Genomic DNA, 12,595 nt, shown 5'->3' with positions numbered 1-12,595 from the left:
TCGTCCGTTTCTCGTCCGCCATCGCACTCGGGGCGGCGGTCATGCTGGCCGGGGCTGCCCGCGCCGAGACGATCGAGGTCACCGATCTCGCCGGCCGCGTCGTCAACGTCACGCGCGACCCCGCGAAGATCGTCCTGAGCGAGGGCCGTCAGCTCTACACGCTGGCGATGCTGGATCGCGACGATCCGTTCAAGCGCGTCGTCGGCTGGGGCAGCGACCTGATCGAGAATGATCCGGGTGCCTGGCAGAAATATCTCGCCAAGTTCCCGAAAGCGAAGGACGTCGCGAACATGGGCAATCCCTATGCCGCGGACGTCAGCATGGAGAAGATCGCCTCGCTGGGCACCGAGGTCTACATCCTCGACCTGTCCAATTACTTCAAGGCGCAGGAGACCGGCCTGCTCGGCAAGCTCGAGAAGGCCGGCATCGCCACGATCTTCGTCGATTTCCGGCAGGACCCGACCCAGAACGCGCTGCCGAGCGTACAGCTCCTCGGCCGCATCCTCGGCCGCGAGAAGGAGGCGAGCGCCTTCGCGGACTACTATCTGCGCCAGACCCGCAGCATCTACGCCCGCGTCGGCGCGATCCCCGACAAGCAGAAGCCGATGGTCTTCGTCGAGCGCGCCGCCGGGCTCCTGCCCTGCTGCGCCACCTTCGGCCCCTTCAATTTCGGGCGCTATATCGAGGAGGCTGGCGGGCGCAACTGGGGCAGCCAGTTCTTCTCCGCGTTCCAGGCGCAGGCCGCGCAGGAGAAGGTGCTCTCCGACAATCCGGACGTCTATTTCCTCACCGGTGCCAACTGGTACGGCAGCAACCCCGGCAGCAACGCCGTCAGCCTCGGCTATGATGCGACGCCCGAGAAGGTGCAGAAGGAGATGGCGGCGCTGATGAGCCGGCCCGGCTTCCAGCAGCTCAAGGCGGTTCAAGGCAAGAAGGTGGTGGCCTTCTACCATCAGTTCTACGACATGCCCTATTACTTCATCGCCGAGCTTGCCATGGCGAAGGAGTTCTATCCGGACCGGTTCAAGGACGTCGATCCGGAGGCGGTCTTCAAGGAATTCCACGAGAAGTTCCTGCCGATCTCCTATTCCGGCGTCTTCTGGGCCAAGCTCCAGTGACAATCCGTTCGGAAGCACCAGTCCTCATCCTGAGGAGGCCCGCAGGGCCGCCTCGAAGGATGTTCCAGATGCAGAATCCTCCTGAAGCACCCTTCGAGACGCCATCCCCCAGGGAGTGGCTCCTCGGGATGAGGGCTGAGCGGGGTTTCAGGCAATCGCCGAACGCGGCCTGAGCGACGATGACCGCAACCCTGCCCGTGACCGCGCACGCAACCGCGGACTACCGCAAGCGCAATGCGAAGCGCCTCAAGCTCGTCGTCCTCGGCGTGCTGGCGCTGCTCGCTGCGGTGGCGCTCGACGTTTCGATCGGCCCGGGCAATCTGCCGCTTGGCGACGTGCTGCGTACGCTTGCCGATCCGCAGTCTGCCTCGCCGCGGCTTTCCGTCATCGTCTGGGATCTGCGCCTGCCGATCGCGCTCATGGCGCTCGCCGTCGGCGCCATGCTCGGCCTCAGCGGCGCGGGCATGCAGACCATCCTCGCCAATCCGCTGGCCGACCCGTTCACGCTCGGCGTCTCCGCCGCTGCGACCGTAGGCGCCTCCGTCGCGATCGTCTTCGGCTGGAGCGTCGTGCCGGGCGCCGGCCCCTTCATCGTCACCGCGAACGCCTTCGTCTTCGCGCTCGCCGCCTCGCTCGTGCTGTTCTTCATGACCAAGCTGCGCGGTGTCAGCGCCGAGACGATGATCCTGGTCGGCATCGCGCTGCTGTTCACCTGCAACGCCGTCACGGCGCTGCTCCAGTACCGCTCGAACGAGGTGCAGCTCACCCAGATCGTGTTCTGGACGCTGGGCAGTCTCGCCCGCGCGAGCTGGGAGAAGGTCGGCGTCGCCGCCGTGCTGATCGCGCTGGCCCTGCCCTTCTTCCTGATGCGCGGCTGGGCGCTGACCGCGCTGCGCCTCGGTGACGAGCGGGCCGAGAGCCTCGGCATCCGCGTCGACCGCCTGCGGCTGGAGATCCTGATCGCGACTTCGTTGCTCGCCGCCGTCTCGGTCTCCTTCGTCGGCGGCATCGGCTTCATCGGGCTGGTCGGGCCACATATCGCCCGGCTTCTGGTCGGCGAGGACCAGCGCTTCTTCCTGCCGGTCGCGACGATCGCGAGCGCGGTCCTGCTGTCGCTGGCCTCCAGCGTCTCGAAGGCGATCACGCCGGGCGTGATCTACCCGATCGGCATCATCACGGCGCTGATCGGCGTGCCCTTCTTCTTCAGCCTGGTCATGTCGATCCGCAACAAGGCAGGCTGAGCATGGCACTGGCGATCCGCGACCTCGATTTCCGCTATGGCTCGACGCCGATCCTGCGCGGGCTCGACACGGGCGAGCTGCCGCGCGGCGAACTTGCCGCGCTGGTCGGCCCCAACGGTGCCGGCAAGTCGACCCTGTTCCGCTGCGCCGCCGGGCTGCTGCGTCCTGAGGCAGGCCATGTCAGCCTCGACGGCAAGGGGCTTTCCGGGCTCTCGCAGCGCGAGCGCGCGCGCAGGGTCTTCTACCTCTCGCAGGACACCGAGGCGCGCGTGGCGCTTTCGGTCTTCGACGTCATCCTGCTCGCCCGCAAGAGCCTGCATCGCGGTTTCGCGCTGGCCGCCTCCTCCGAGGACACCCGGGCCGTTGAGGCGGTGATCGCGGAGCTTGGTCTCGGACCCTTCGCCTCGCGGGACATTGCGACGCTTTCTGGCGGCCAGCGCCAGCTCGCGGCGATCGGCCAGGCGCTGGTGCGCGAGCCCGACGTGCTGCTGCTCGACGAGCCGACGAGCGCGCTGGACGTCCGCCGCCAGCTCGACGTCATGGCGACGATCCGCGACGCCACGCGCAGGCGCGGCATCGTCACCGTCGTGGCGATCCACGACCTGTCGCTCGCGGCCCGCTTCGCCGATCGCGTGCTGGTGATGAACAGCGGGCGCATCGCCCAGGCCGGCGTGCCCGAAAAGGTGCTTGCGCACCCGGCCGTGGCCGAGACATATGCGGTCGGCGTGCATCTGGAGCGCTCGGCCCGGGGCACGCTTTTGGTCGAGCCCTATATCCACGGTCAGTGAGCCATGTCCGCTCCCGCGTCGCACGACAATTTCACCCTCAAGGAAGAGATCCGCGCCTATTGGTCGGCGCGGGCGGAGAGCTTCGATCTCTCCTTCGGCCACGCGATCAAGTCCGACCGGGAGATGCAGGCCTTCCAGCGGCTGATCCGCGATTCCTTCGGGCCGGCGCCGCTCGATGTGCTGGATCTCGCCTGCGGCACCGGCGAGATCACCCGTGCGCTGCTCTCGCTGAACCACCGCGTGACGGCGCTCGACTTTTCCGAGGCCATGCTGGAACGCGCCCGCGCCAAGCACGGCAAGGCGGCGCGCTTCAGGCTCGGCGATGCCGAGCGCCTGCTCGACGACGATGCCAGCTACGATGCGGCGATCACCCGCCATCTCGTCTGGACCCTGACCGACCCGGAGGCCGCGCTCGGCGAATGGTTCCGCGTCCTGCGCCCCGGCGGCCGCCTGCTGGTCATCGATGGCGACTGGGTCAACCGCAGCCGCTGGCAGGCTCTGGTCAACCGCTTCGGCAACTGGCTGCGCGACAGGCGGGGCGCGCCCGTCCACCAGATCGACGCCGACACCCACGCCTCGATCACCAGCCGCTTCTACTTCAAGGACGGCTTGAGCCGGCAGCGCCTCGAGGCAATGCTGGAGGCCGCCGGCTTCGTCGACATCGTTCCGGCCGACTACATCCAGGTCGTGCGCGAGCAGCAGCGCGCCGCACCTCTGCATGATGCGATCAGGCTGGCATCCTCGACCCGCTTCGCCCTGCTCGCCCGAAAGCCCGCGTGATGACCGCAAGGCCTGACTGGGACGCCGCGCAGTATCTGCGTTTCGAGGACGAGCGGACGCGCCCGCCGGCCGATCTTCTCGCCCGCGTGCCCCTGGCCGGGCCGAAGCGCTGCATCGATCTCGGCTGCGGCCCGGGAAACAGCACCGAGCTGGTCGCGCAGCGCTTTCCGGGCGCGGTCACCGAAGGTCTCGATTCCTCTCCAGACATGCTGGAGAAGGCGCGCAAGCGCCTGCCGAACCGGTCCTTCGTGCTGGGCGATGTCGCGAGCTGGTCCGACGCCGAAGGCTACGACCTGATCTTCGCCAATGCCGTGCTGCAATGGCTTCCCGATCATGAAGGCCTGTTTCCCCGGCTGGCGCGTTCGCTCAGACCGGGCGGCTGCCTCGCGGTGCAGATGCCGAACAATCTCGCCGAGCCCTCGCATGTCGCAATGCGCGAGATCGCTGCCGAGGGGCAGTGGGCGGAGAGGATCACCGATGCCAAGGCGGAACGCTCGGCGATCGGCTCCTTCGGCGACTATCGCCGCTGGCTGATGGAAGCCGGTTGCCGGGTCGATATCTGGCAGACGACCTATGTCCATGCACTCGACGGCGTTGCCGCCATCGCCGAATGGTTCAAGAGCACGGGCCTCAAGCCTTATCTCGACCGGCTGACGGCCGAAGAGCAGCAGGCCTTCCTCGCGCGCTATCGCGAGCGCATCGCTCCGGCTTATCCGGTCGAGCAGGACGGAAAGGTCCTGCTGCGCTTCCCGCGCCTGTTCATCGTCGCCGTTCGCGAAGGCTAATGCCGTGGACGCCGGAGCCGCGGCCTAGAGATAGGGCGGGGTGCAGGCGCTGACCACGATGCAGCGCTCCGTCCCGATATTGCGGTAACGGTGCGGGATGCGGCTGTCGAAGAGATAGGCATCTCCCGGCTTCAGCACCTTGACCTGGTCGCCGACGGTGATCTCGAGCTCGCCCGAGAGCACGACGCCGCCCTCATGGGAATCGTGCTTGAGCATCGCGACGCCGGTGTCGGCCCCGGGCTCGTAGGATTCGTGCAGGATCTGCAGGTTGTGGGCCTGCGCGTCCCCCACCTGGCGGAACGACATCTGCCCCCGGCTCTCTCCGCCATTGACCTGATGCAGGCGCGAGGTGAGGTCGAGAAGGTCCCTGGCCTCGAAGAAGACCTTGTCCTTCGGTGCCTTGGCCTCGTCAAAAAAATTGACCATCGTCATCGGGATGCCGTCGAGGATCTTGCGCAGCGACGCCACCGACGGGCTGTTCCGATTCTGCTCGATCAGCGAGATCAGGCTGTGCGTAACCCCCGAACGCGCGGCGAGCTCTCGCTGTGAAAGCCCTGCCGCGACCCTGATTTCCTTCAGCCTTCCGCCGACATCAAAGCTCATTTTGACCCTGTCTCCCGTTTCCGCGCGCCTTGTCTTTCCTGCGCGTTTTGCAAGGCGCGCCTGCTCGACGGCCCTTGCCATGTTCAATATTCTGAGCAATGCTGACGGAAAGCCAATAAGAAATTAGTGTCATGGGGAACCGGCGGAGTGGATTAGTTTTCGCGTTCAGAGCAGACCGTACAGACTAAAATCCTGATCCTGACCGATAGGGCCGCATGGAAGCGATGTTTCGTTCCCATGTGACGGTAGCTGCTTGCCGAATACTAGTCGCATGCCAAGACCTGTGGCGAGAATTCAACAGGGAAAACAGGGTAAGCAGGGTCAATGACGCAAGCCGAGACCGTTTTGTTGAATGGCCGTATCTTCTGCGGCTTGGCGGAAGGCTTCGTCGAAGCCCTGGCGATCGCTGGCGGCAAGGTGCTCGCAGCGGGATCGGCCGCGGAGGTCGCGGCGCTCGAGGGAGCCGGCACGAAGGTCGTCGATCTCGCCGGTCGCGTCGCCATTCCCGGTCTCAACGACGCGCATATGCACCTGCTCCCGCTCGGTCTCGCCATGAGCGAGGTCAATCTGCGCCCGGAGGAGGGTGTCAGCAGCATCGACGAGGTGCTCCGCCGCATCGCGGTGGCGGTCAAGGGCAGGAAGCCCGGCGAATGGGTCACGGGCCGCGGCTATGACCACAACGAACTCGCAGAGGCGCGCCATCCCACCGCCGAGGAGCTGGACCGCGTCGCGCCGGACAATCCGGTCTACATCAAGCGCACCTGCGGCCATGTCGGCGTCGTCAACAGCCGTGCCATGGCTGCCGCGGGCATCGGCCACAACACCCCGAGCCCGGCCGGCGGCCTGATCGAGCGCCGCGACAACAAGCTCACCGGACTGCTGGCGGAAAGCGCCATGCGGTTGATCGTCGAGGCCATGCCGCAGCCGAGCATGGCCGAGCTGAAGGCCGCGATCGAGAAGGCCGGGCACTACATGCTGTCGCAGGGCTTCACCAGCGTGATGGATGCCGGCGTCGGCATGGGCGCCGGAATGGCCGAAATCGAGGCCTATGAGGAGGTCGCTCGGGCCGGCATGCTGCCCGTCCGCACCTGGGTCTGCATCTACGGCAATGCCGACGGCATCGGCGACGCGGCTCATGCGGCGGGCTACCGCTTTGGCCGCGAGACGGGGCTCCTGCGCTACGGCGCGATGAAGGTCTTCGGCGATGGTAGTGCCGGCGGTCTGACCGCCGCGATGAGCGAGCCCTACCTGGTCGGCGACCCCGACAATCGCGGCATCTTCATCTATTCCGACGCCGACATGCATCGCTATCTCCGGCACTACCACGAACTGGGCTACCAGCTCGCGATCCATGCGATCGGCGACGCCGCGATCGAGCAGGTGCTCTCCGGCATCGAGAAGGCGGACAGCGCCGAGCACCCGATCAAGGGGCGTCGCCACCGCATCGAGCATTGCGGCTTCCTCACCGACGGCCAGCTCGCCCGCATGGCGGCAGCCGGCATCGACCCGGTGCCGCAGCCGGCCTTCATCTACGAGTTCGGCGATCTCTACGTGATCAATCTGGGCGAAGAGCGCGCCGGCGCCTCCTATCCCATGCGCAAATGGCTCGATGCCGGTCTGCATGCCGCCGCGAGCTCGGATGCGCCGGTCTGCGCCACGGATCCGTTCAAGAACCTGTTCACGATGGTCACCCGCCAGACCAAACGCCACACCGAGATCGGGGGCGCCGAGAGGCTCAGCATGGAGGAGGCGGTCCACGCCTATACCCTGCTCGGCGCCTACACCCAGTTCGCCGAGGACAAGATCGGCCGGCTCGTGCCCGGCCAGCTCGCCGATATCGCGGTGCTCTCGCACGACATCTTCGCGGTCCCGGTCGAGAAGGTCGAGAACGAGGTGCGCTGCGACCTGACCCTGCTCGGTGGCGAGGTGGTCTTCGACCGTCACGGCCAACTCGCTGCTGCCGCGCAATAGGTCGGGGATCTCTTCATGCTCCGACATACGCTGCAACGGCTGCTGCTGGTCCTGCCGGTCCTCCTCGGCGTGCTGCTGATCGGCTTCCTGCTGATGCAGGTCGTGCCGACCGACCCGGCGCAGGTCCGCGCCGGCCCCACCGCAACCCAGGACGTCGTCGAGGCCATCCGCCAGGAACTCGGCCTCAATCAGCCGCTCTGGAAGCAGTTCCTGATCTATATCGGGCGCCTCGCACAGGGCGATCTCGGCGTCTCGATCATCAACAACGTCCCGGTCGTGCAGGAACTCGGCAACACAATCGGCCCGACGCTGGAGCTGATGTTCGCCTCGCTCGTCTGGGCGATCCCGCTCGGCATGCTGCTCGGCACGATGGGCGCCTATTTCCGCGGCTCGCTGCTAGACCGCGCGATCATGGCGGTCTCGGTCGCCGGCGTCTCGCTCCCGGTCTTCTTTCTCGGCCTCGGCCTGATCTGGCTGTTCGGGTTCAAATATCCGATCCTGCCCTTCACCGGCCGGGTCGGCCCGCTCTGGACCTGGGAAGGTCTGCAGGGCGTCATCCTGCCGGCGCTTACCCTGGGCGGCGTCTTCGTCGGCCCGGTCGCTCGCATGACCCGTACCTCGGTGCTCGACGAGCTCGGCGCCGACCATGTCCGCACCGCCCGCGCCAAGGGGCTGGCCGAGCGCGTCGTGCTGGTCCGGCACACGCTGCGTAATGCGCTGGTCCCGGTCGTCACGTTGATCGGCCTGCAGATCGGCTTCCTGCTCGGCGGCGCGGTCGTGACCGAGACCGTGTTCTCGTGGCCGGGTATCGGCCGGCTCGCGGTCGGCGCCATCCTCTCCAGCGACCTGCCGATGGCGCAGGGCACGATCATCGTGCTGTCGCTTGGCTTCATTCTCGTCAATCTCGCGGTGGACGTCCTCTACGCCGTGCTCGACCCACGCGTGAGGGGCGCCTGATGAGTTCCGCTACCAGCCCCCTCCAGCCCGGCTCCAAGGCGGTCGAAGCCGCCGTGAGCATCGCCGCCGCGCCGCCGGTGCGTCGGAAGACCGTGCTCAGGATGCTGCTTTCCGATGTCGGCGCCTGCATCGCGCTCGCCCTCGTCGTGCTGGCGATTTTCGGTGCGGTCTTCGCGCCCTGGCTCGCCCCGACCGATCCCTACGGCAACGATCTCGCCAACACGCTGAAGCCGCCCGGCGAGATGGGGCTGCTGGGCACGGACGGCCAGGGCCGCGATATGATCACACGCCTGCTCTTCGGCCTGCGGACGACGTTGCTGATGGGCTCGGCCTCGGTGATCTTCGGCTGCGTGATCGGCGGCGTGATCGGCTTCGCGGCAGCGTACTATCCGAAGCTCTCGGGCATCCTGATGCGCTTCATGGATGTGCTGCTCTCCTTCCCGGCCATCCTGTTCGGCCTCGCCATTGCCGCGATCTTCGGGCCGGGCCTGCTCGCCGTGATCATCGCGCTCTCGATCGCGACCGTGCCGCTGATGGCGCGCGTCGTGCGCGGCTCGGCGCTGGTGGTGCTGCAGCAGGGCTATATCGAGGCGGCCCGCTCGCTCGGCCTGCGCGATCTGCGCATCATCCTGCGCTATGTCCTGCCGAACTGCCTCTCGGCGATGTTCGTCTTCGTGACCCTGCGCTTCGGTCAGGTCATCCTGCTCGGCGCAGCGCTGTCCTTCCTCGGCCTCGGCGCACAGCCGCCGACAGCGGAGCTCGGCGCCATGGCTGCCGACGGGCGCAACTTCCTGTTCTTCGCGCCGCATGTCTCGGTCCTGCCGAGCCTCGTGATCTTCGCCGTCGTCCTCGCCTTCAACGTGCTCGGCGATGCGCTGCGCGACGCCCTTGATCCGAAGCTGCGGAAGTAAGCCGTTCACACCAGCCAAAAACGTCAAAAGGGGACCCTGCTCGATGATGAAACTGACTACCCTGCTTCTGGCCGGCGCCGCCGCCGCGACCTTCGCCGCCGTGCCGGCCGTGGCGCAGCAAAAGGCGCCGCTCTCGATCCTGCGCGTGATCGACGCCGACAACTACGACCCGATCCGCACCACCGCGACCGCGGCCGCCGAGGTGCTCTACATGCTGGCGGACACGCTGGTGACCGTCGATTTCGACATGAAGACGATCAAGCCGGGCCTCGCCAACAGCTGGACGGTCTCGCCGGACGGCATGACCTACACCTTCAAGCTGCGCAACGACGTCAAGTTCTGCGACGGCCGGCCGATGACGATCGACGATGTCGTCTATTCGCTGAAGCGCTGGACCGACCCGGCCAACAAGTCGCCGGTCTCCTTCCGCGGCGGCCCGGTCAAGGACATCCGCGCCGAGGGCGATTCCACGCTGATCTACGAGCTGAAGGAGCCCTATAGCGACCTGCTCTTCCAGATGGCGCTGTCCTTCGCCTCGGTCGTCGACAAGAACACGGTCGAGAAGCTCGGCCAGAATTTCGGCGTGCAGGGCTTCAACGGCACCGGCCCCTATTGCTGGTCCAAGTGGACGCCGCGCCAGGAACTCGTGCTCAAGAAGAACCCCCACTACAACTGGGGTTCGCCGATCTACAAGGATCCGAAGCCGCAGATCGACGAGATCGTCTGGAAGGTCATCCCCGAGTCGAACACGCTGATGGCCGCGATCCAGGCGAAGCAGGCCGACGTCACGTACTACATGCCCTATATCGCGCTCGACACGATGCAGCGCATCCCCAGCATGACGGTGCAGCGCCAGGAAAACTACATCTACGACATCTTCATGGGCTTCAAGGTCGACAAGCCCGTCTCGAAGGACGCCGCGATCCGCGAAGCCGTCAACATGGCGACCGACAAGCAGGCGATCGCCAAGGCGATCTTCTTCGGCAAGGGCACGGCTCTGCCGTCGCTGCTGAACCCGGCGGTGCTCGACTACGACAAGGACTCGGCCGGCAAGATGCCGAAGCATGACGCGGCCGGCGCTATCAAGGTGCTGGAAGCGGCGGGCTGGAAGCCGGGCGCCGACGGCATCCGCGAGAAGGATGGCCAGAAGGCGACCTTCACCGTCTATGGCATCCGCAACGACGTGAACCCGCGCATCTCCGAGGCGATGCAGGCGGATCTGCGCAAGGTCGGCATCGACCTCAAGATCCAGCTGTGGGACGCGACCGTGGCCTGGGGCAAGCTCGCGACGCAGGAATTCGACGCCTTCTACATGGCCTATCCCTATGTGACGGCCACCGAGGCGCTGAACCTCTATTTCGCCAGCCGGCAGGTGCCGACGCCGAACCGGATGAACTGGAAGGACCCGAAGACCGACGAGCTGCTCAAGGCTGCTGCGACCGCTGTCGACGCCGACAAGCGCAAGCAGGCGATCGGCGCGGTCCAGAACCAGCTCACCGAGGCGAATGTCTGGGTTCCGCTGGCCTCGCAGCCACTCTGGGTCGTGGCGGGAGACCGAGTCGAGGGCGCGCGCGCCCACGGCATCTACGGCGCGGGCCTCTACAAGGGCCTCGACATCAAGCTGAAGCGCTAGGCTTCTTCAGCGCCGCGTGGCCTCAAGCCACGCGGCGCTTTTTCCATGTCTGGCTGCCAGGGAGGAAACGCCATGACGATCACGGTCATCAAGAACGCCGAAGTCGTTGTCGCCTGGGATGCGGAAGCCTCCCGGCACGTCTATCTGCACGGCGCCGATGTCGCCTTCGAGGACGGCACGCTGCGCTATATCGGGCCTCGGTACGAGGGGCAGGCCGACGAGACCGTCGACGGCAGCGGCCGGATGGTCATGCCGGGCCTCGTCAACATCCATTCGCATCCCTCGAGCGAGGCGCTGAACAAGGGCTTCCTCGACGAGCTCGGCTCGCCGGCGCTCTACAATTCCTCGCTCTACGAATTCATGCCGATCCTGCGGCCCGATGCCGAGACGGTGCCGGACTGCGTGCAGGTCGCTTATTCCGAGCTGCTGCTCTCGGGCGTCACCACGCTCGCCGATCTCTCGGTTGCCCATCCCGGCTGGCTTGACCTCGCGGCCAATAGCGGCCTGCGCGTCTGCGTCTCGCCGATGTTCCGCTCGGCCCGCTGGTACACGAAGAATGGCCATGTCGTCGAATATGAATGGGACGAGAAGGCCGGTGCCGCGGCGATGGAAACCGCCTTCGACGTCATCGAGCAGGCCCGGAAGCATCCGTCCGGCCGGCTCTTCGGCATGGTCTGCCCGGCGCAGATCGACACCTGCAGCGAAGGCCTGATCAAGGACAGCTACGCCGAAGCCAGGCGCCGCGGCCTGCCCTGGCAGATCCACGCGGCCCAGTCGACGGTCGAGTTCCACGAGATCACCCGCCGCCACGGCGTGACGCCGATCCAGTGGCTGGAGAAGCTCGGCGTGCTCGGCGACACCAGCATCGTCGGCCACGGCATCTTCCTCGACGACTATCCGCGGCTCGGCTGGCACAGCCGTCGCGACCTTGCGCTGCTGGCCGAGACCGACACGATGGTCGCCCATTGCCCGACAGTGTTCATGCGCCGCGGCATCGCGCTCGACGATTTCGGCCGCTATCGCCGCGCCGGCGTCCGGATCGGCCTGGGCACCGACACCTATCCGCACAACATGCTCGAGGAGATGCGCCATGTCGGCTATGTCGCCCGGCTGATGGCGGAAAATCCGCGCACGCTCACCACCACCGACATCTTCGAGGCCGCCACCACGGCAGGTGCCGCCGCGCTCGGCCGCGACGACATCGGGCGGCTCGAAGCCGGCTGCAAGGCCGACCTCGTCATGGTCGATCTCAAGCACCCGATGATGCAGCCTCGCCGCGACCCCGTGCGCAGCATGGTCTACGCCGCCGCGGAGCGCGCCGTCGACCGCGTCTATGTCGACGGCAAGCTCGTCGTGCGCGACGGCACCGTCCTGACCATGGACTACCCGGCTGCCGCCCTGCGCCTTCACGAGGGCCAGAAGCGCACGGAGGCCGCGGCGCCGGGCAATGACTGGGTCAAGCGGCCGGTGACGGACTATTCGCCGCTGACCTTCCCGGTGAAGTAGGTCGGAAACGGCCGTCCACATCGGCGATGCCCGCGCGAAAACGCATCGCCGCATTGTGAGCCCCTGCGTCACGCCGCCCGCTTCCGGGCGGCGCCCGCTGGCGCTAGGGTGGAGGCATGGTGCAGGCGGATCCGACAGCACAGGCCGGGGCGGGCTCTTCGAGCCGCAACGGACTTCTGTTGCTCGGCGGCGGCTTCTTCGGGCTGCTGCTGGCCGGCCTGCTGCTGTGGTGGCGCGAGGGAGACCGGCTCTTCACCGACGGGCTCATCGCCGCCATCGTCGCGTGTTTCTAGCGGCTTGCC

General features: G+C 66.8%; 12 protein-coding genes. 11 read left to right on the top strand and 1 reads right to left on the bottom strand.

Features of this window, described 5'->3' with window-relative positions; genetic code table 11:
* The 5 genes from ACIPIA_RS03295 to tam all read left to right on the top strand — a co-directional run.
* On the top strand, positions 1-1,118 hold a 1,118-nt coding region (locus tag ACIPIA_RS03295), incomplete at its 5' end, for an ABC transporter substrate-binding protein (RefSeq protein WP_400506643.1).
* A gap of 179 nt (positions 1,119-1,297) precedes the next feature.
* Positions 1,298-2,359 (top strand): FecCD family ABC transporter permease, encoded by a 1,062-nt coding sequence (locus ACIPIA_RS03290; protein ID WP_400506642.1) that lies wholly within the window; start codon positions 1,298-1,300, stop codon positions 2,357-2,359.
* 2 nt (positions 2,360-2,361) lie between these two features.
* Positions 2,362-3,147 carry an ABC transporter ATP-binding protein gene (locus tag ACIPIA_RS03285; protein WP_400506640.1) on the top strand — a complete coding sequence of 262 codons (786 nt, stop codon included), beginning with the start codon at positions 2,362-2,364 and terminating at the stop codon, positions 3,145-3,147.
* 3 nt (positions 3,148-3,150) lie between these two features.
* Positions 3,151-3,927, top strand: a complete 777-nt coding sequence (locus ACIPIA_RS03280; RefSeq protein ID WP_400506638.1) for a class I SAM-dependent methyltransferase — start codon at positions 3,151-3,153, stop codon at positions 3,925-3,927.
* Positions 3,927-4,712, top strand: coding sequence for a trans-aconitate 2-methyltransferase (gene tam / locus ACIPIA_RS03275; protein WP_400506636.1), 786 nt, complete (start codon positions 3,927-3,929; stop codon positions 4,710-4,712). Before ACIPIA_RS03280 ends, tam begins: the two co-directional genes overlap by 1 nt.
* 24 nt (positions 4,713-4,736) lie before the next feature.
* On the opposite strand, the gene ACIPIA_RS03270 is transcribed toward tam, so the two are convergent.
* A complete protein-coding gene (locus ACIPIA_RS03270; protein WP_400506634.1) occupies positions 4,737-5,315 on the bottom strand; it encodes a cupin domain-containing protein in 579 nt (192 codons plus the stop codon).
* Between the two features lie 348 nt (positions 5,316-5,663).
* On the opposite strand from ACIPIA_RS03270, the gene ACIPIA_RS03265 reads away from it, so the two are divergent.
* The 6 genes from ACIPIA_RS03265 (at position 5,664) to ACIPIA_RS03240 (ending at position 12,586) form a co-directional block, all read left to right on the top strand.
* Complete coding sequence (locus ACIPIA_RS03265; protein WP_400506633.1) at positions 5,664-7,286, top strand: amidohydrolase; 1,623 nt, start codon at positions 5,664-5,666, stop codon at positions 7,284-7,286.
* Positions 7,287-7,301: 15 nt separating this feature from the next.
* Positions 7,302-8,243, top strand: coding sequence for an ABC transporter permease (locus ACIPIA_RS03260; protein WP_400506631.1), 942 nt, complete (start codon positions 7,302-7,304; stop codon positions 8,241-8,243).
* The gene (locus tag ACIPIA_RS03255; protein ID WP_400506629.1) at positions 8,243-9,154 is read left to right on the top strand and encodes an ABC transporter permease; all 912 of its coding nucleotides are present in this window, start codon (positions 8,243-8,245) and stop codon (positions 9,152-9,154) included. Before ACIPIA_RS03260 ends, ACIPIA_RS03255 begins: the two co-directional genes overlap by 1 nt.
* A 46-nt stretch (positions 9,155-9,200) precedes the next feature.
* Positions 9,201-10,787 carry an ABC transporter substrate-binding protein gene (locus ACIPIA_RS03250; RefSeq protein ID WP_400506627.1) on the top strand — a complete coding sequence of 529 codons (1,587 nt, stop codon included), beginning with the start codon at positions 9,201-9,203 and terminating at the stop codon, positions 10,785-10,787.
* A gap of 72 nt (positions 10,788-10,859) precedes the next feature.
* Complete coding sequence (locus tag ACIPIA_RS03245) at positions 10,860-12,293, top strand: amidohydrolase family protein (RefSeq protein WP_400506625.1); 1,434 nt, start codon at positions 10,860-10,862, stop codon at positions 12,291-12,293.
* A 116-nt stretch (positions 12,294-12,409) separates the two neighbouring features.
* Entirely contained in the window at positions 12,410-12,586 is a 177-nt protein-coding gene (locus tag ACIPIA_RS03240) for a hypothetical protein (RefSeq protein WP_400506623.1), read from the top strand.
* Positions 12,587-12,595 lie beyond the last annotated feature (9 nt).

Source organism: Allobosea sp. CER48 (assembly GCF_044752385.1).
Classification (GTDB): domain Bacteria; phylum Pseudomonadota; class Alphaproteobacteria; order Rhizobiales; family Beijerinckiaceae; genus Allobosea.
Note: the sequence above shows the minus strand (reverse complement) of the source record. Positions and strands in the feature narration are given on the sequence as shown.